General features: G+C 70.5%; 17 protein-coding genes and 1 pseudogene. 9 read left to right on the top strand and 9 right to left on the bottom strand.

Features of this window, described 5'->3' with window-relative positions; all coding sequences use genetic code 11:
* The first annotated feature begins 27 nt into the window (after positions 1–27).
* Together ACFYZE_RS24825 and ACFYZE_RS24820 are read left to right on the top strand one after the other, a co-directional pair.
* Positions 28–531, top strand: a complete 504-nt coding sequence (locus ACFYZE_RS24825; protein WP_388998059.1) for a hypothetical protein — start codon at positions 28–30, stop codon at positions 529–531.
* 134 nt (positions 532–665) lie between these two features.
* A complete protein-coding gene (locus ACFYZE_RS24820) occupies positions 666–1361 on the top strand; it encodes an LPXTG cell wall anchor domain-containing protein (RefSeq protein WP_388998056.1) in 696 nt (231 codons plus the stop codon).
* A 69-nt stretch (positions 1362–1430) separates the two neighbouring features.
* Here the strand turns inward: ACFYZE_RS24820 and ppc are convergent, their stop codons facing one another.
* The gene (gene ppc / locus ACFYZE_RS24815; protein WP_388998053.1) at positions 1431–4163 is read right to left on the bottom strand and encodes a phosphoenolpyruvate carboxylase; all 2733 of its coding nucleotides are present in this window, start codon (positions 4161–4163) and stop codon (positions 1431–1433) included.
* Positions 4164–4472: 309 nt separating this feature from the next.
* On the opposite strand from ppc, the gene ACFYZE_RS24810 reads away from it, so the two are divergent.
* From ACFYZE_RS24810 to ACFYZE_RS24800, 3 genes and pseudogenes are all read left to right on the top strand, one after another.
* Positions 4473–5465 carry an acyl-CoA desaturase gene (locus ACFYZE_RS24810; RefSeq protein WP_388998050.1) on the top strand — a complete coding sequence of 331 codons (993 nt, stop codon included), beginning with the start codon at positions 4473–4475 and terminating at the stop codon, positions 5463–5465.
* 84 nt (positions 5466–5549) lie between these two features.
* Positions 5550–6152: a TetR/AcrR family transcriptional regulator gene (locus ACFYZE_RS24805; RefSeq protein WP_236041747.1), complete on the top strand. Its 603-nt coding sequence runs from the start codon at positions 5550–5552 to the stop codon at positions 6150–6152.
* A 130-nt stretch (positions 6153–6282) separates the two neighbouring features.
* Positions 6283–6893: pseudogene (locus ACFYZE_RS24800) on the top strand (Uma2 family endonuclease).
* On the opposite strand, the gene ACFYZE_RS24795 reads toward ACFYZE_RS24800, so the two are convergent.
* Together ACFYZE_RS24795 and ACFYZE_RS24790 are read right to left on the bottom strand one after the other, a co-directional pair.
* Positions 6865–7251 (bottom strand): glyoxalase, encoded by a 387-nt coding sequence (locus ACFYZE_RS24795; RefSeq protein WP_388998048.1) that lies wholly within the window; start codon positions 7249–7251, stop codon positions 6865–6867. The pseudogene ACFYZE_RS24800 and the gene ACFYZE_RS24795 sit on opposite strands and share 29 nt — an antisense overlap.
* A gap of 3 nt (positions 7252–7254) precedes the next feature.
* Positions 7255–8061, bottom strand: a complete 807-nt coding sequence (locus ACFYZE_RS24790) for a trans-aconitate 2-methyltransferase (RefSeq protein WP_388998045.1) — start codon at positions 8059–8061, stop codon at positions 7255–7257.
* 205 nt (positions 8062–8266) lie between these two features.
* Between ACFYZE_RS24790 and tamR the strand changes: the two genes are divergently transcribed.
* Entirely contained in the window at positions 8267–8764 is a 498-nt protein-coding gene (gene tamR, locus ACFYZE_RS24785) for a MarR family transcriptional regulator TamR (RefSeq protein ID WP_103837595.1), read from the top strand.
* Here tamR and ACFYZE_RS24780 read toward each other — a convergent pair.
* The gene (locus ACFYZE_RS24780) at positions 8723–9490 is read right to left on the bottom strand and encodes a response regulator transcription factor (RefSeq protein WP_200420679.1); all 768 of its coding nucleotides are present in this window, start codon (positions 9488–9490) and stop codon (positions 8723–8725) included. The genes tamR and ACFYZE_RS24780 overlap by 42 nt on opposite strands.
* Positions 9491–9741: 251 nt before the next feature.
* Between ACFYZE_RS24780 and ACFYZE_RS24775 the strand changes: the two genes are divergently transcribed.
* Entirely contained in the window at positions 9742–10209 is a 468-nt protein-coding gene (locus ACFYZE_RS24775; protein ID WP_388998215.1) for a GNAT family N-acetyltransferase, read from the top strand.
* On the opposite strand, the gene galK is transcribed toward ACFYZE_RS24775, so the two are convergent.
* Genes galK through galT form a run of 3 tightly spaced genes read right to left on the bottom strand, consistent with a single transcriptional unit; the run spans position 10210 to position 13388 of the window.
* Positions 10210–11352: a galactokinase gene (gene galK / locus ACFYZE_RS24770; protein WP_388998041.1), complete on the bottom strand. Its 1143-nt coding sequence runs from the start codon at positions 11350–11352 to the stop codon at positions 10210–10212.
* Positions 11353–12330, bottom strand: a complete 978-nt coding sequence (gene galE / locus ACFYZE_RS24765; RefSeq protein WP_388998038.1) for a UDP-glucose 4-epimerase GalE — start codon at positions 12328–12330, stop codon at positions 11353–11355.
* The gene (gene galT, locus ACFYZE_RS24760; RefSeq protein WP_388998035.1) at positions 12327–13388 is read right to left on the bottom strand and encodes a galactose-1-phosphate uridylyltransferase; all 1062 of its coding nucleotides are present in this window, start codon (positions 13386–13388) and stop codon (positions 12327–12329) included. The genes galE and galT overlap by 4 nt, the downstream gene beginning before the upstream one ends.
* A gap of 177 nt (positions 13389–13565) precedes the next feature.
* Between galT and ACFYZE_RS24755 the strand changes: the two genes are divergently transcribed.
* Positions 13566–15245 carry a sodium:solute symporter family protein gene (locus tag ACFYZE_RS24755; RefSeq protein WP_388998032.1) on the top strand — a complete coding sequence of 560 codons (1680 nt, stop codon included), beginning with the start codon at positions 13566–13568 and terminating at the stop codon, positions 15243–15245.
* A 20-nt stretch (positions 15246–15265) separates the two neighbouring features.
* A complete protein-coding gene (locus tag ACFYZE_RS24750; protein WP_388998029.1) occupies positions 15266–15574 on the top strand; it encodes a hypothetical protein in 309 nt (102 codons plus the stop codon).
* A 114-nt stretch (positions 15575–15688) separates the two neighbouring features.
* Here ACFYZE_RS24750 and ACFYZE_RS24745 read toward each other — a convergent pair whose 3' ends face one another.
* The gene (locus tag ACFYZE_RS24745) at positions 15689–16366 is read right to left on the bottom strand and encodes a LuxR C-terminal-related transcriptional regulator (protein WP_388998026.1); all 678 of its coding nucleotides are present in this window, start codon (positions 16364–16366) and stop codon (positions 15689–15691) included.
* A 254-nt stretch (positions 16367–16620) separates the two neighbouring features.
* Positions 16621–18378, bottom strand: coding sequence for a PQQ-binding-like beta-propeller repeat protein (locus ACFYZE_RS24740; RefSeq protein WP_388998024.1), 1758 nt, complete (start codon positions 18376–18378; stop codon positions 16621–16623).
* Positions 18379–18400: the final 22 nt, after the last annotated feature.

Raw genomic sequence — 18400 nt, 5'->3', positions numbered from 1 at the left:
GGTTGACCGCGTGTGTGGGGATGTCCCATGATCCCCGCCATGTCTGCCACCGCCGCCCGTTCTCGCCGGGTCTCGTCCGCTGCGTTCCGGTCGGTGCGGGTGGTGGTGATGGGGGCCGTCGCCCTGCTGATTCTGGTCGGTGGGCTGTGGGGGTCCTGGGGTACGGCGCAGTTGGTGATGCTGACCAAGGGTCGTGAGCGCGGCACGATCGAGGTCACGCGGTGTGGGTCGGATGTGTGCAGTGGTCCGTTCAGGCCGTTGTCGGCGGGGGCGGCGGCGCGTGACCGTGTGACGATCGAGCAGACGGTGGCGGTGCGGCGGGGGCGTACGTACGCCGTGGTGGTGAGGCCGGGCACGGACGATGTGGTCCGTTCGGGTCCTGCGGGGGTTCTGTATGCGTGGCTTCCGCTGGGCGGGGCGTTGTTGCTGGCCTCGGTGGTGGTGGCGGGCGGGCTGCGGCTGAGGCGGACGGCGTGGGTGCTGGCGGGGTCGGGAGTGGCGCTGCTGACGGCTGCCTTCGTGACGATGTGACTGCTGTCCGCTCGCCTGGCGTTTGTGAATGAAGTGTCTGTTGCCTCTTCGTGATTGACGTGTGGTGTTCTCGGGCCCGATGCTGAGCCGCCCCCTCCACGTCTTCCGTTCCGTTCCTCGAAGTTGGACTGCCCATGCGTACCCTCATGCGCGCCGGTGCTTTCGTCGCCGTCGCCTCAGCAGCGTTGCTGACCGCTCCCTGCGCCCATGCCTCGGCTCGGGGCGACAACGGCGACGTGAAGATCCACAAGTCCGCCACGGACGAGTACGACCAGCGCAACGAGCCGCACGTGTGCTCGTTCTACCTGGACGCCTTCAATTTCGATGGCCGGCAGCAGGTGGACTGGCACATCGAGGCGTGGGCCCCGACCGCCGCCACCAAGGGTGAGACCGTGAAGAGCGGTGCGGTCACCCTGGACGCCGACGGCCACGGCCGTACGGCGGACATGACGCTGCCCGACGGGCACTACAAGCTGTTCTGGAACTTCGACGGCGAGAAGGGCGCCGCGAAGCACAAGGTGTTCTGGACGCAGTGCGAGAGCTCGGGCGGGGGCGGTACGACGCCGTCGGGCTCCCCCTCGGCCTCCGCGTCGGCCTCCGCGTCCGCCTCCCCGTCGGGCACGGTCGGCGCGAGCGCCTCGCCGAGTTCGTCGTCGGGTGCGGGGGCGTCGGTGCCGGCCTCCGCGTCCCCTTCGGCGCAGGGTGGCAGCGGTGACCTGGCCGAGACGGGCAGTGGTGCTCCGGTGGGGCTGCTGTCCGGTGCGGCGGCCGTGCTGGTGGCCGCCGGTGGTGGTCTGGTGCTGTGGCGCCGCAGGGCCGCCCGGGGCTGACGTCCGCGGGATGTGACGGTGCCCCCGAGCCTGCACGGGCTCGGGGGCACTGTCGTGTCCGGGGCTGTGTCAGCCGGTGTTGCGCAGGCCGGCTGCGACGCCGTTGACGGTGAGGAGAAGGGCGCGGGAGAGCAGCGGGTCGGGTTCCTCGCCTGCGGCGGCGGCGTCGCGCTGGCGCTTGAGGAGGGCGACCTGGAGGTAGGAGATGGGGTCGAGGTAGGCGTCGCGGATGGCGAAGGTCTGCTTGAGGACCGGCTGGGCGTCGAGCAGTTCCTGTTCGCCGGTGACGCGGAGTACCTCGCGGACGGTGAGTTCGTGTTCGGCCCGGATGGTGTCGAAGATGTGCTTGAGGTTGTCGGGGACGAGTGTGTCGACGTAGTGCTGGGCGATCCGCAGGTCGGTCTTGGCGAGGGTCATCTCGACGTTGGAGATGAAGTTGCGGAAGAAGTGCCACTGTTCGTGCATCTCGTTGAGCACGCTGTCGAGGCCGGCTTCGCGCAGGGCCTTGAGGCCGGAGCCGACGCCGAACCAGCCGGGGACGATCTGCCGGGACTGGGTCCAGCCGAACACCCAGGGGATGGCGCGCAGGCCGTCGAGCGAGACGCCCGAGCCGGGGCGGCGGGAGGGCCGCGAGCCCAGGTGCAGGTCGGCGAGCTGGTCGACCGGCGTGGAGGCGAGGAAGTACGTCGGCAGGTCGGGGTCCTCGACGAGCCTGCGGTAGGCGGCGTGGGCGGCGTCGGAGACGACGTCCATGGCGGCGTCCCAGCGGGCGAGTGCCTCGTCGGACTGGCGGGGGGCGGTGTGCAGGGCGGAGGCCTGCAGGGTGGCCGCGACCGTCAGTTCGAGGTTCTCGCGGGCGAGGGACGGGATGAGGTACTTGTCGGAGATGACCTCGCCCTGTTCGGTGACCTTGATCTCGCCTTCGAGGGTGCCCCAGGGCTGGGCGAGGATGGCGTCGTGGGTGGGGCCGCCGCCGCGGCCGACGGTGCCGCCGCGGCCGTGGAAGAGGCGCAGGCGGACGCCGTAGCGGTGGGCGACGTCGCGCAGGCGGCGCTGGGCGCGGTGAATCTCCCACTGGGAGGTGGTGATGCCGCCGAACTTGGAGGAGTCGCTGTAGCCGAGCATGACCTCCTGGACGTCTCCGCGCAGCGCGACCAGGCGCCGGTAGGAGGGGTCGGAGAGCATGTCCTCGAGGATGGTGTCGGCGGCCTTGAGCTCGTCGGTGGTCTCCAGGAGGGGCACGATGCCGATCTTGGCCCAGCCGGCGTGGAGGTCGATGAGTCCGGCTTCGCGGGCGAGGACGGCGGCGGCGAAGACGTCGTCGGCGCCCTGGCACATGGAGATGATGTAGGACTCGATGACTTCGGGGCCGAAGACCTTCAGGGCGCGCTTGATGGTCTCGAAGGTGCCGAGGGTCTTGGCGCCGGCCGCGTCGAGCGGTGCCGGGGTGGGGGCGAGGGGGCGGCGGGAGCGGAGTTCCTTGGCGAGCAGCTTGTGGCGGTACTCGCGGGGCATGTCGTCGTAGCGCCAGGATTCCTCGCCGAGCCGGTCGAAGAGCTGGCCGAGGGCGTGGTGGTGGGCGTCGGCGTGTTCGCGGACGTCCATGGTGGCGAGCTGGAGGCCGAAGGCGGCCAGGGTGCGGATGGTGCGGGCGAGGCGGCCGTCGGCGAAGAGGCCGCCGCGGTGGGCGCGCAGGGAGGTCTGGATGAGTCTCAGGTCCTGCAGGAGCTGGCTGGTGCCGAGGTAGTCGCGGCCGGGCTCGTGCTGGGTGCCCTTGGCGAGGCGCTGCTTGGTGTTGACGAGCTTCTGGCGGATGCAGGTGGCCTTGAGCCGGTAGGGCTCCTCGGCGTTGAGGCGCTTGTAGCGGGGACTGATCTCGGGCAGGACTTCGAGGTCCGTCTTGAGGGAGTCGAGGAGTTCCTCGGTGGCGCCGGTGTAGCGGATGGAGTTGGACAGGAAACCGCGCAGCTCGTCGATCATCTCCAGGGCGTCGTTGATGCCGTGCTCGTGCTGGAGGATGAGGACGTCCCAGGTGACCTGGGGGGTGACGTTGGGGTTGCCGTCGCGGTCACCGCCGATCCAGGTGCCGAAGGTGACGGGGCGGGTCTCGTCGGGGAGCTTGACACCGACGCGCTCGAGTTCCGCGGTGAGGTCCTCCAGGACGTCGCCGACGGCGCCGGCGTGCAGCTCGTCGAGGTAGTAGATGGCGTTGCGGGCCTCGTCGGCGGGCTCGGGGCGCACGACGCGGAGCTCGTCGGTCTGCCAGACGAGGTCGATGTTCTCCGCGAGCCGGGTGTCGAGGCGGCGGCGGTCGGACTCGAGGACGGGGGTTTCCAGGAGTGCGGCGATGCGCCGGAGCTTGTTGAGGACCGACCGGCGCGCGGCCTCGGTGGGGTGCGCCGTGAAGACGGGGCGCACGTTGAGGTTGCGGACGGTGTCGCGCAGGTGGTCGGGGTCGGCGTCCTTGAGGCGGTCGGCGGTGCGGGAGAGCAGCCCGCCCTCAGCGGCGCGCTTGGCGCGCAGTTCGCGGCCGCGGTGCACCTGCTCGGTGACGTTGGCCAGGTGGAAGTAGGTGGAGAAGGCGCGCACCAGCTTGGCGGCGGTCTCCAGTTCGGTTCCGCGCAGCAGTTCCGCGGCGGCGTCACCGTCCTCACGGGTCAGCCGGCGGACCCGTTCGACCAGGTCAAGGAGCTCGGGGCCTTCCTGGCGGACCAGGGTCTCGCCGAGCAGGTCGCCCAGTCGGCGGATGTCGGCGCGCAGTTCACTGCTGGTCGTCGTCGTCTGGTCGTCGGCACTGCTCACAGGTGCGGCTCCTTGCAGTGTTGAAGCTCGTCTGGGAGGGGACCCGGATGGGTGCCGTGCGCGGCGGGTGCCGCATACGGTCCTGGCATCCGGGAAGAAATCAGAGCGGACCGCGCTGTCCGACCGACTCCAAGGATAGGTGGCGATGCGGACGCGCAGGCTTTCGGGCTCTTGCCGCCGAGCGACGCACTGCCATACTTACGACGCCGTAGGTTACGGAACCGTAGGGTGTCCCGTCAGGTGGCGGGAGCACGCTGGGTGCCGTATCCGGGCATTTGCCTCGACCCTCGACCCCACAGGGGACGCCCCATGACCACGAGCTCCGATGTGATCGAAGACGCCCCGAAGGCGAACGACGACTCTCCGCTGCCCTCCGCGACGCTGGGTGGCGAGCAGAAGCGCTCGATCGAGCAGATCACGCTGCTGCTGTTCATCACCGTCCCGTTCCTGGCGCTTGTCGCGGCGGTGCCGCTGGCGTGGGGATGGGGCGTGAGCTGGCTCGACATGGGCCTGCTGGTCTTCTTCTACTACCTGGGCTGCCACGGCATCACGATCGGTTTCCACCGTCACTTCACGCACGGTTCGTTCAAGGCGAAGCGGCCCCTGAAGATCGCGCTGGCGATCGCGGGGTCGATGGCCGTGGAGGGGCCGCTGGTGCGCTGGGTGGCCGATCACCGCAAGCACCACAAGTTCTCCGACGCGGAGGGCGACCCGCACTCCCCGTGGCGGTACGGGGAGACGGTTCCCGCGCTGATGAAGGGCCTGTGGTGGGCCCATGTCGGCTGGATGTTCGACGAGGAGCAGACGCCGCAGGACAAGTACGCCCCGGACCTGATCAAGGACCCGGCGATGCGGGCGATCTCCCGCCAGTTCGCGCTGTGGACGGCCGTGTCGCTGCTGCTGCCGGCGCTGATCGGCGGGCTGGTCACGATGTCCTGGTGGGGTGCGTTCACCGCGTTCTTCTGGGGGTCGCTCGTTCGGGTGGCTCTGCTGCATCACGTGACATGGTCGATCAACTCGATCTGTCACGCGGTGGGCAAGCGGCCGTTCAAGTCGCGCGACCGTTCGGGCAACGTGTGGTGGCTGGCGGTCCTGTCGTGCGGCGAGTCGTGGCACAACCTGCACCACGCGGACCCGACGTCGGCGCGGCACGGTGTGGAGCGGGGCCAGCTGGACTCCTCGGCGCGGATCATCCGCTGGTTCGAGCAGCTGGGGTGGGCGTACGACGTGCGCTGGCCGTCACGCTCGCGTATCGATTCACGGCGCGCGGTGACGGGAGTGGCTCCCGACTCGGGAAGGTGACCGCCGGCACGGCATGATGGCGGGGTGGCGACCGACTCCAGCACCCCCAGCAGCGACAAGCCGCGGCGCGCACGCCGTACTCGGATGACCGGTGCGGAGCGCCGCCAGCAGCTGCTGGAGATCGGTCGCACGCTGTTCGCCGCGAAAGGTTTCGAGGGCACGTCGGTGGAGGAGATCGCGGCCAAGGCCGGGGTGTCCAAGCCGGTGGTGTACGAGCACTTCGGCGGCAAGGAGGGTCTGTACGCGGTGGTGGTGGACCGCGAGATGCGGCGCCTGCTGGACATGGTGACCAGCTCCCTGACGGCCGGGCACCCCCGTGAGCTGTGCGAGCAGGCGGCGTTCGCGCTGCTGGACTACATCGAGGAGTACACGGACGGTTTCCGGATCCTGGTCCGGGACTCCCCCATCCCGCAGTCGACGGGCTCCTTCGCGTCGCTGATCTCGGACATCGCGACGCAGGTGGAGGACATTCTGGGCCGCGAGTTCAAGAGCCGCGGCTTCGACCCGAAGCTGGCCCCGCTGTACGCGCAGGCGCTGGTCGGGATGGTCGCGCTGACGGGCCAGTGGTGGCTGGACGTGCGCCGCCCGAAGAAGGCCGAGGTGGCGGCGCATCTGGTGAACCTGGCGTGGCACGGGCTGGACGGGCTGGAGCCGAAGCCGCGACTGATAGGTCACCGCAAGAGCTAGTGCCGCAGCAGGCACTGGCAGTGGATTGGCCGACCCCGTGTGTCGATCACCCGGTGTGACGACCTTTCTCGGTTCCGGCGGCTAGCGTGGGTACTCAGGCCGTTGAATCCCGCTCATGGGAGGAATCACCATGACTGCCGAGCCGAGCGCCGCCCACGACTCCGAGCCCGGCATCCACCTGCCTGTGCCGCCCCCCGAGGGCTTCACGGTCGACGACCTGTTCACCCTGCCGGGCCTCCCGCCGCACACCGAGTTGATCGACGGGAGCTTGGTCTTCGTGAGTCCGCAGCGTGACTTCCACAGCGTCGTGATCGACCTGCTGGTGACTGGCCTGCGCCGTACGTTGCCCAGTCGGCTGAAGGTGCGTCGTGAGATGACAGTCGTCATCGACCGGCGAAACGCCCCTGAACCCGACGTCAGCGTTGTCCGTGCGGATGCGTTCACGGGACGGGAGCAGACCCGGTACCACGCCGAGGACCTCGTACTCGCCATTGAGTTCGTCTCCCCTGACTCCGAGGCCCGCGATCGGGACACCAAGCCTTTGAAGTACGCAGCCGCCGGCATCCCGCACTTCTGGCTGGTCGAGATGGCAGAGGGAAACCAGCACCCGGTGGTCCGGACCTACGAGCTGGACCCGGTCGTCGGCAACGGCTCACCGGCATCCACCACGACAAGCTGGAACTCGCCGAGCCGTTCGAGATCGACATCGACATCACCTCTGCCGCACTCGACGAGCTGTGACCAGCGGCTCCAGGAACTCCAGCCGGTTGCCCACCGGATCCTCCGAGTAGAAGCGCCGGTGCCCCGGTAGGTCGTCGTCCCAGGTGACCGGCGCCCCGCGTTCGGCCAGCCACGCCGCGTACGCCTCGATCCCCGTGACCCGCAGCCCGGGGTGGGCCTTCTTCGCAGGCCGGAAGTCGTCCTCGATTCCCAGGTGGAGCTGCACGGCCCCCGCCTGGAACCAGCAGCCCCCACGTGCCGCGAGGACCGGTGGCTTGGGGATCTCCGTCATGCCGAGGACGTCCACGTAGTACGCGCGCAGCAGGTCCTCGGAGCCGGGCGGGGCGGCGAGCTGGACGTGGTCGACGGCGGTCAGCATCGGTCAGGCCCCCTTCCGGGCGACGGCGAAGATACGGCGGAACGGGAACACCGTGCCGTGCTCGGTCGCCGGGTACGCCTCGCGCAGCGCCACGCGGTAGTCGGCGACGAACTCCTCCGCCTCCTCCCCCAGCTCGGTGAGGACCGGCCGCAGTCCGGTGCCCTTGACCCAGTCGAGGACCGGGTCCTCGCCCTGCAGCAGATGCAGGTACGTCGTCTCCCAGACGTCCGCCGCGCAGCCGAGCGCGGTGAGGTGGTGCAGATACGCCTCCGGGGTGAGGACCGCGTCGTCGTGGCGCAGGGTTTCGGCGAGGCGGTCCTTCCAGCGGGCGGAGTGGGCGAGTTCGCGCATCAGCCGGTGGCTGGGGGAGGCGAAGTTGCCGGGGACCTGGAAGGCGAAGGTGCCGCCCGGCTTCAGGGCTGTCACCCACTCGGCGAAACGCCCGGCGTGTCCGGGTACCCACTGGAGGGTGGCGTTGCTGATGATCAGGTCGTACGGCTCCTTCGGCGCCCAGGTGCGGGCGTCGGCGTGTGCGAAGTCCAGGCGGCCGCCGCCGGCCGTGGGGCCCGCGTGGGCGTCGGTCTTCGCGAGCATCTCCGGGGAGTTGTCGTAGCCGGTGATGTGCGCGGTGGGCCAGCGCTCGGCGAGCAGGACGGTGACGTTGCCCGGTCCGCAGCCCAGGTCGGCGATGCGCGGCGGGTCGCCGGGAAGTCCGGGCACGCGGGAGAGCAGGTCGGTGAAGGGGCGGGCGCGGTGGTCCGCGTGACGGAGGTACTGGGCGGGGTCCCAGACGGGGCCGGTGGCGGGCATGGCGGGGCCTCCTCGGGGCGGGCGGACGAGCAGCGGGCGGCGCGGCCGCGTGCGGCGCCGCCGTACGGAGGCGTCGCCCCCGTTTGACGCCGCCTCCGTACGGCTCGCCATCCTCGTACCGCAACTATCTCGACGTCAAGAGACTCAACGTCAAGATGTCTCCCATCAAGAGACTTCACATCGACACAACCACTACACTGATCGCATGGAGGACGAGGTCGATCGGCTGGTCGCGGCGTGGCGCAGGGAACGCCCGGACCTCGACGTGGAACCGCTCGAGGTGCTCAGCCGGGTCAGCAGACTGGCCCGGCATCTGGACCGCGCACGCCGGCTGGCATTCTCCGAGCACGGCCTGGAGCCCTGGGAGTTCGACGTCCTCACCGCGCTCCGCCGGGCCGGCAGCCCCTATCAGCTCTCCCCCGGCCAGTTGCTCACCCAGACGCTGGTCACCTCGGGCACGATGACCAACCGCATCGACCGCCTGGCGAAGAAGGGCCTGGTCGAGCGGCTCCCGGACCCGAGCGACCGCCGGGGTGTGCTGGTGCGGCTCACGGACGAGGGCCGGGACCGGGCCGACCAGGCTCTGGCCGGACTTCTCGACCAGGAGCGCGCGATCCTCTCCGAGCTCAGCTCGGCCCAGCGCGGTGAGCTGGCCGCGCTGCTACGCCAGCTGACCGCCCCGTTCGACAACATCCCCGGCTAGGTCGACCGGTCCGACCCCGGCGCGGCGGGCGAGGGCGACGGCGGCGAGCGTGGAGTGGACGCCCAGCTTCCCCAGCACGTTCTGCATGTGCGTGCGGACGGTGTGCGGGGACAGGAACAGCCGCTCGGCGACGGCCTTGCGGCCGAGTCCGGCGACCATGCACCGCAGCACCTCCCGCTCCCGGGGCGTGAGGGACTCCACCAGACGCTCGCTCTCGGTGCGGTGCTTGCGGGCCGCGGTCAGCTCGCGCAGCACCCCGGTGAGCAGGGCGGGCGGCAGGTGCGTCTCGTCCCGCAGGACGCCCCGGATGACCGTGAGCAGCCGCTGCAACGAGCAGTCCTTGGCGACCCAGCCGGAGGCGCCCGCCTGCAGGGCCAGGGCGGCGCGGCGCGGGTCGTCCTTCTCGGCGAGGACGACGGTCCGCACGTTCGGCTGGCCGGAGCGGACGCCGGCGACTAGGGAGATGCCGTCGACGAGGCCGTCCTCGTCGCCGTCCTGTACGGGGACCGCCGGGCGTGAGCCCAGGACGTTGCCACCGAGATCCGCGTCGACGAGCATCACGTCGAATCTGCGGCCCTCCGCGGCCGCCCGCTCCAGGCAGCGCAGCGCGGCCGGGCCGCTGCCGGCCGCGGACACGTCGACGTCCGGTTCGGCCGCCAGGGCGGCGGCGAGGGACTCGGCGAAGATGCGGTGATCGTCGACGACCAGAACTCGGATGCGAACCACTGATACCCCCACTGTTCGGGGGACGGCCCGGCGCGGATAGGGCGCCCGGAGCGCTCCCCGGATTTTCTCCTGGGACGGGTAACGCAGCGGCACGGCCGCCGCCGTGTCGGAACTGCTACCCCCGCCCCGGGCGCCGTACCCGACTGTCTCGCCCCCTGATCAGCACCGGCCCCCACCGGCGCTGTTTCACAGGGTAGGGCCGCCGGCCTGGAGCGGAAGGAGAATTGCAGAACTGGTCGGCCGACGCGTTTATGGTGAGCCGCATGTTTCGTATCGAGACAGAAGTCGACAAGGAGCGGCGGGACCTGCTCCGCGCTCGGCTGCGTGAGACGAACACGGCGGCGTCCCCGGTGCTGCGCGCGCTGCGCGGAACGCCGGCGGAGCGCGATGTTCCGCTCCATGTGTGGGCGTTGGACGCGGCGGGGGAACTGGCGGGCGGGCTGGTCGGGCACACCTGGACGACGTGGCTGCACGTCGCGTACCTGTGGGTGGACGACCGGCACCGCGGCGCGGGCCTCGGCACGCGGCTGCTGGCGCAGGCTGAGCGGACGGCCCACGAGGAACGCGGCTGCACCGCGTGCCGCCTGGAGACGTGGGACTTCCAGGCCCCGGAGTTCTACCGGAAGCAGGGCTACGAGGTGGTGTGCGTGATCCCCGACTACCCGCCGGGGATCACGGAGTACACGTTGACGAAGCGGCTGGGCCGAGCCGGGGCGTGATCAGCTCAGGCGGCGCGCCCCGGCCGACGGCACCGCAGGGAACACCCGGGGTGCCGTGTAGCCGGCGGCGGTGAACGCCTCCTCGATCGCCTTGGTGATCGTGTCCGTGTCCGACGCCTCCACCAGGACGATCGCCGAGCCGCCGAAGCCGCCGCCCGTCATCCGTGCCCCCAGCGCGCCCGCGGCGTTCGCCGTGTCCACCACCAGGTCCAGCTCGGGGCAGGAGATCCGCAGGTCGTCGCGGAGGGAGACATGGCCCTCGGTCAGCACGGGGCCGATCGCCCGGACCTCGCCCGCGTCCAGCAGCCGGACCACCTGGTCGACCCGGTGGTCGTCCGAGACGACATGGCGCACATAGCGGCGCACCCGCTCGTCGGACAGGCGCGCGAGCGCGGCCTCAAGCTCCTCGTATGCCACGTCCCGCAGATGCGAGACGCCCAGCTGCCGTGCGCCCTCCTCGCAGCCCTCGCGCCGCTCGGCGTACGCCCCGTCGCCCAGCGCGTGCTTCACGCGGGTGTCGACGACCAGCAGCGTCAGGCCCTGCGAGGCCAGGTCGAAGGGAATCTGCCGGATGGACAGGTCGCGGCAGTCCAGGTGCAGCGCGTAGCCGTCCGTGGCGCACGCCGACGCCATCTGGTCCATGATCCCGCAGGGCACGCCCACGAAGTCGTTCTCGGCGCGCTGGGCGATCCTGGCCAGCTCGGGGCCGGTCAGGCCGAGCTCGTACAGGTCGTTGAGCGCGAGGGCGACGACCACCTCCAGCGCCGCCGAGGAGGACAGGCCGGCGCCGGTCGGCACCGTCGAGGACAGGTGGACGTCCGCGCCGGCGATCGGGTGGCCGGCCTCGCGCAGCACCCAGACGACACCCGCGGGGTAGGCGGCCCAGCTGGTGTTGGTCAGCGGCTGCAGTTCGTCGACGTGCAGTTCGACGACCGGGCCCTCGATGTCGGCCGAGTGCAGCCGCAGCACACCGTCGGTGCGCCGCGACACCGCCGCGACCGCCGTGTGCGGCAGCGCGAGCGGCATCACGAAGCCCTCGTTGAAGTCCGTGTACTCGCCGATCAGGTTGACCCGGCCAGGTGCCGCCCAGACGCCCTCGGGAGCCGTCCCGTAGATCTCCCCGAAGCCCTCGCGTACGCCCACCTACTGCTCCCTTGCGTTGCTTGCGACGTGCCGTGCGAACTGCCACGCGTCCGCGACGATTCCCGCGAGGTCCGCGCGGGACGGGTTCCAGCCGAGCTTCTCGCGGGCCGTGGCCGCGGAGGCGACCAGGACCGCCGGGTCGCCGCCCCGGCGCGGGGCCACGACCTCGGGGATCGGGTGCCCGGTGACCTGGCGCACCGTTTCGATGACCTCGCGCACCGAGAAGCCGTTGCCGTTGCCGAGGTTGCAGATCAGGTGTTCGCCGGGGGCGGCGGCGCCCAGGGCGAGCAGGTGGGCCTCGGCGAGGTCGGCGACGTGGATGTAGTCGCGGATGCAGGTGCCGTCCGGCGTCGGGTAGTCGTCGCCGAAGACCGAGATGGCCTCGCGCCTGCCCTGCGCGACCTGGAGGACGAGCGGGATGAGGTGGGACTCGGGGTTGTGGCGCTCGCCGTAGGCGCCGTAGGCGCCGGCGACGTTGAAGTAGCGCAGGGAGACCGCGCCCAGGCCGTGCGCGGCCGCCTCACCGGTGATCATGTGGTCGACGGCGAGCTTGGAGGCGCCGTAGGGGGAGGTCGGCGCCGTCGGGTCGGTCTCGGTGATCGGGGTGTTCACCGGCTCGCCGTAGGTGGCCGCCGTGGAGGAGAAGACGAGCCTGCGCACACCGGTCTCGCGCATGGCGCCGAGCAGGGCCATGGTGCCGCCGACGTTGTTGTCCCAGTACTTCTCCGGCTTCACGACCGACTCGCCGACCTGCGAGAACGCGGCGAAGTGCAGGACCGCGTCGAAGGAGGCGTCGAGCCACTTGGCGGCGTCGCGGATGTCGCCCTCGATGAAGGAAGCACCGGTGGGCACGCCCTCGCGGAAGCCGGTGGAGAGGTTGTCGAGGACGACGACCTCGTGGCCGGCCTCCAGCAGGTGCTGCGCGACCACGCTGCCCACATAGCCGGCGCCGCCGGTGACCAGGTACTTCCCGCTCATGAACTCGCTACCTCTCGCAGTCGCCGGGCCGCGGCCTCCGGCGGCACGTCGTTGATGAACACGCTCATGCCGGACTCGGAACCCGCGAGGAACTTCAGCTTGCCGGAAGTGCGGCGAATGGTGAAAAGCTCGAGGTGGAGCGCGAAGTCGTCCCTCGTCACGCCGTCGAACTCGTCCAGTGTGCCGAACGGCGCCTGGTGCCAGGCGGCGATGTACGGCGTCGGAGGCTCACCCTCGCCGAAGATCCGGTCGAAGCGCTTCAAGAGTTCCAGGTAGACCTTGGGGAACTCTGTGCGTGCCGCCTCGTCGAGCCCGAGCAGGTCGGGGACGCGGCGGCGGGGGTAGAGGTGGACCTCGTAGGGCCAGTGCGCGGCGTACGGCACGAACGCCACCCAGTGCTCGCTCTGCAGGACGATCCGCTCGTCGGCGAGTTCGTGCTCCAGGACGGCGTCGAACAGGTTCCCTCCGCCGGTCGCCTCCTTGTGGGCGGCCAGCGAACGGAGCATCAGGGCGGTGCGGGGGGTGGTGAAGGGGTACGCGTAGATCTGCCCGTGCGGGTGGCCGAGGGTCACGCCGATCTCCGCGCCGCGGTTCTCGAAGCAGAAGACCTGCTCGACGGCCGGCAGGTGGGACAGCTCGGCGGTGCGGTCGGTCCAGGCGTCCAGGACCAGGCCCGCCTGCTCCTCGGTCAGGTCGGCGAAGGAGGCGTTGTGGTCGGAGGTGAAGCAGACGACCTCGCAGCGGCCGGAGTCGCCGGCGAGCGAGGGGAAGCGGTTCTCGAAGACGACGACGTCATAGGACGAGTCGGGGATCTCGCTCAGCCTGCCGTCCCGGGAGGGGCACAGCGGGCACTCGTCGGCGGGCGGGTGGTAGGTGCGGCCCTGGCGGTGCGAGGCGACGGCGACCGAGTCGCCGAGCAGCACGTCCTGGCGGATTTCGGAGGTCGTGACGGTCCGCTCGAGCGGCCGGCGGTCGACCGCGTCCCGCACGACGTCGTCGCGCAGGTCGTAGTAGATGAGCTCACGACCGTCGGCCAGCCGGGTCGAGGTCTTCTTCACGTTCGACTCTCCATTCGAGCCACTCACCCTTCAAACATAACCCAACACACCAAAACACAAGTCACCACCGGCGTCAACGTCACAATCCAACAAAGACCGTCATCAGAAGAGTTCAAATATCGAACGTGGGGGCGTACGGTTCCGCACTGATTGGTTCACGCAACGAAGCGAGTGCTCATGCATACCCCCACATGTCTGGCAGCCGAGCTACGACTCCCCACGAACGGGCTCGACTACGCGATCCTCGGGATCTACTTCGCGGTCGTCCTCGGCATCGGCTTCGCGGCCCGCCGCTCGGTGAAGACCAGCCTCGACTTCTTCCTGTCCGGGCGCTCGCTGCCCGCCTGGATCACCGGTCTCGCGTTCATCTCCGCCAACCTGGCCGCCACCGAGATCCTCGGCATGGCCGCCAACAGCGCCCAGTACGGCGCCTACACCGTGCACTGGTACTGGATCGGCGCCATCCCGGCCATGGTCTTCCTCGGCCTGGTGATGATGCCGTTCTACTACGGCTCCAAGGTCCGCTCCGTGCCCGAGTTCCTGCTGCTGCGCTTCGACAAGGGAGCGCACCTGCTGAGCTCGATCCTGTTCGCCTTCGCCGCGATCCTCATCGCGGGCGTGAACCTCTACGCCCTCGCGATCGTCGTCGAGGCGCTGCTGGGCTGGCCGCAGTGGGTGGCGATCGTGGTCGCCGGCTTCTTCGTGCTCGCGTACATCACCCTCGGCGGCCTGTCGTCGGCGATCTACAACGAGGTGCTGCAGTTCTTCGTGATCCTCGCGGCGCTCATCCCGATCACCGTGCTCGGCCTGAAGAAGGTCGGCGGCTGGGGCGGGCTGACGGACAAGCTCACCAAGACCCACGGCCACGACTTCGTCACCGCCTGGGGCGGCACCGGGATCGGGCACGCCAACCCGCTGGGCGCCAACTGGCTGACCATCGTCCTCGGCCTCGGCTTCGTGCTGTCCTTCGGCTACTGGACCACCAACTTCGCCGAGGTGCAGCGCGCCCTGTCCGCGAAGAACCTCTCCGCGGCCCAGCGCACCCCGCTGATCGCCGCGTTCCCGAAGATCTTCATCGTGTTCCTGGTGATGATCCCGGGCCTGGTGGCCGCCGTCCTGGTCCCGAAGATCGGCACGCCCGGCTCCTCCCTGCAGTACAACGACGCGATCCCGTACCTGATGCAGGAGCTGCTGCCCAACGGCGTCCTCGGCATCGCGGTGACCGGTCTGCTGGCGGCCTTCATGGCGGGCATGGCGGCCAACGTGTCGTCCTTCAACACGGTGTTCACCAACGACATCTGGGCGCGGTACATCGTCAAGGACCGCGAGGACGCGTACTACGTCCGCTTCGGCCGCCTCATCACGGCGATCGGCGTGCTGGCGTCGATCGGCACGGCGTTCCTGGCGTCGTCGTTCTCGAACATCATGAGCTACCTGCAGACGCTGTTCTCCTTCTTCAACGTGCCGATGTTCGTGGTGTTCGTCGTCGGCATGTTCTGGAAGCGCGCGTCCGCGAAGTCCGGCTTCTGGGGCCTGCTCGCCGGCACGGTGACCGCGATGGTGAACTACTTCGTCATCTACAAGCACGGCGTCATCGGCATCCCCTCCGACCAGGGCGCCAACTTCGTCTCCGCCATCGCCGGTTTCGTGGCCGGCGCGGTCGTGATGGTCGCGGTCTCGCTGTTCACCAGGCCCAAGCCGGCGGACCAGCTCCAGGGCCTCGTCTACGGCACCCGCTCGCCCGGCATGGCCGAACCGCCCTCCGCGGGCGACGACGCCTGGTACCGCAGGCCCGCCCTGCTCGGCTGGGGCGCGGTCGTCCTCGCCGCCGCCTGCTACATCCCGTTCTCGCTCTGACCGCGGAGGATTGACCGACCATGTCCGAGTACTCCGAACACGACGTCCAGCGCCAAGTCACCGAGCTGGAAGGCAAGTCCGCCACCGCGGCACGCATCTTCGACCTGCGCCGCATCATCGGCGGCCTGTTCGTGCTCTACGGCGTGATTGTGATGATCGCCGGGTTCACGGCGTCCGACGCCGCGATCCGCAAGGCGGAGGGCGTCAACATCAACCTGTGGACGGGCCTCGGGATGCTGATCCTGGGCCTGCTGTTCCTGCTCTGGCTGAAGCTGAGGCCGATAGCTCCGCCGTCCCTCGACGCGGCGTCGGAGGAGAGGCCCGAGTAGCACGGCCACGCGGCTTCATCGGGCGCCGGGGAACTGCGCGCCGTACGTCGGCCGCGGCTGGTCCGTGGCTGATCCCGCGCGGTTCCCCGCGCCCCTGTGGGGCGCACCGCCCGGTCACTTGCTTCCGATGGGCCCCGCCCGGTCCAGGAGGCCGGTCCGCGCTGCCAGGGCGGCAGCCTCCAGGCGGGAGCCCACGCCCAGTTTCATCAGGACGCGCTGGACGTGGGTGCGGGCCGTGGACGGGGCGATGCCCATGCCCGCCGCGATGAGGCGGGTGTCCTCGCCGTCGGCCACCCGGACCAGGACCTCGACCTCCCTCGGGGTCAGCATCTCCAACAGGCGCTGGCCCTCGTCGTCCGGCTGCGCCGCCGGGTTGAGCAGTTCGTTGAACGCGCCCTGCAACAGCTGCGGCGCCACGGCCGCCTCGCCCGCCCGCGCCTTCATGATGGCCCGCTCGACGCCCTCGATGCGCTCGTCGTGCCGTACGTAGCCCGAGGCTCCGGCGGCGAACGCGGCCGCTATCCCGCGCGGGCTGGGCACCGGGCCGAGCACCAGCACCGCCACCTGCGGGCGCTCCCGTTTGATGCGCACCACCGGGTCGAAGGCGCCGGGCTCCGCGGGTGCCGCCGTGCCCAGCAGGCACACCTCGGGCGCCCTGCTGATCACAAGGTCCGCCGCCCCCGCGGCGGGCGCCGCCGCGGCGAGCACCCGGTGCCCCCTCAGCTTCAGAGCCGAGGCCAGCGCCTCGGCGAGCAATCGGTGGTCGTCGACCACCATGAGCCGCACTCCCATCGAGCAACCCCCCAGTCCCCCCCCGTGGATGCCCACTATGGATGCCCACTGGCCCGCATGGACAGAAGCCCCCCGGGCGCACCCCCCGCCCTTCATGCCCCCGGAAGCTACACGCTTGTTCGACATCGCGCTTCCCCTACCGGCCAGAAGTGCCCCGGATTACCGAAATCCCGCCCAATGGCGGCTGATGACGGGTACGTGAAAGGCCCCGCCCCCGAACAGGAGCGAGGCCTTCGCCGTGCGCCGCGTACGCGCTACTTCGCGCCGAAGCCGAGCGCGGTGTACGACTTCTGGTCGGCCGTGAACGGCTTGCCGACCAGGTCCTTGCCGAGGAAGAGCCGGCCGTCGGTGTAGAGCAGCTCGGACGTCTTCGGCACCATGCTCATGATCGCGCCCAGCACCTCCTGGGAGGCCGGGGTCTCCAGCAGTCTCGTCTGCTTCAGGGACCCGCCGTCGACCGAGACCACCTGGGCGCCCTTGTTGTACGGGCCGCTCTTGTACGCCAGCACGTTCCCGCCGTCCATGCGGATCGGGAAGATGTCGTAGCCGTCGCCGGCGTCGATCCGGTCGCCGGTGGTCTTCCCGGTGGCCAGCGAGAACGCGATGATCTCGTTGGTCCGGGTTCCCTCGGCCGAGCCGTCGTGGTCGTTGGTCGGCACGTACAGCTTGTCGTTGCCCACCGTGATCGCCTGGCAGTCGTGCACCTTGCCGAGGCCGCAGTGGTGCTCGTACTTGCCGTCCTCCAGGGCGATCTTCGTCCGCAGCCCGCCGGTGTCGTCCAGTGAGAAGACGTCCGTGGCTCCGGAGGCGGTGATGCCGCCCGAGTCCACGCCGAACACCACCGGCTTGGTGGAGATCACCTTGGCGTTGTCGATGCCCTCGGGGAGCTTGTAGCTCCACCTGGCGCCACCCGTCCTCGGGTCGAGCAGCTGCACCTCGTACAGCTCCTTGCCGAAGGGGCCGCACCTGCGCACCGCGACGAGCTGATCGCCGCCCGCGTAGCCGACGTCCGTGCAGGAGCCCCTCCCGTGCTGCCACAGCACCTTGCCGGTGGCCAGGTCGAAGGCGGCACCGCCGTAGAGGCCGGCGCCGGCGGCGACCGTCGTGCCGCTGATGGAGACCTCACCGAACGGGACCGCCGCGCCACCGGTGCCGACCGATTTCGTCCACAGCTTCTTCCCGGTGGCGACCTCGAACGCGGTGACGTCGCCGCACGGCTTGCGGTCCCGCACGTTCGCCCGCTTGCCCGACTCGGAGACCACCGCGGCGATCCCGGAGGAGCTGATCTCGGGGGAGCCCGCGCAGGTCTGGCCGTTCAGCGGCAGCGTCCACTTGGTCGCGCCGGTGTCCGGGTCGTAGCCCACGATCTTGTTGATGCCGGCCTTGGCGTAGACGGAGCCGGTGAGCCAGGAGCCGGCGACGTTGTCGAGTTCCTGTCTGTCCGTGATCCGCGGCGCCGGGATCCGGAAGAGAACCCTGGCGCTGGGGTCGGCCGGCGCCTTCTCCTTGCCGGAACCGGAGCCGCCGGTGCCGCTCCCCTGGCCGCCCTGGCCGCCGTCGGCGCCGGAGGCGGGGCCGCCGCCCGTGTCGCTGCCGGAGGAGTTGTTCGCGTACCAGGCCCCGACGCCGACGACCAGCGCGATGGCCGCGACCGCCGCGACGACGATCCACACCGTGGCGCTCGGCCCCTTGCGGCCGCCGCCCGGGGCGCCATGCGCCGGTACGGGAACCATCGGCGGCTGGTGATGGCCGTAGCCGGGGTGCTGGTTCGGGTAGCCGTAACCGGGCTGCTGGGCATACCCGTATCCCGGCTGCGGCGGGGCCGGCGGCTGCGGATGGCCGTAGCCCGGCCCCTGGGCGGGCGGCGGGGGCGCCTGGGGCGGCGGCTGGGGTGCGCCGAAGGCGCCGAAGCCGCCCGGCGGCGGAGGCTGCGGGGCGTCGAAACCACCGCCCGGCGGAGGCTGGTGGGGCGGCGGGGGCGGCTGGTGGGGAGGGGGTGGCGGCTGGCTCATGGCGTGAGGACCTCGAAGGACA

The sequence above is a fragment of the Streptomyces sp. NPDC001796 genome, from assembly GCF_042892355.1.
In the GTDB taxonomy this organism is placed as follows: Bacteria; Actinomycetota; Actinomycetes; order Streptomycetales; family Streptomycetaceae; genus Streptomyces.
The sequence above is the reverse complement of the archived record's forward strand: the minus strand, read 5'-3'. Positions and strand labels throughout refer to the sequence as shown.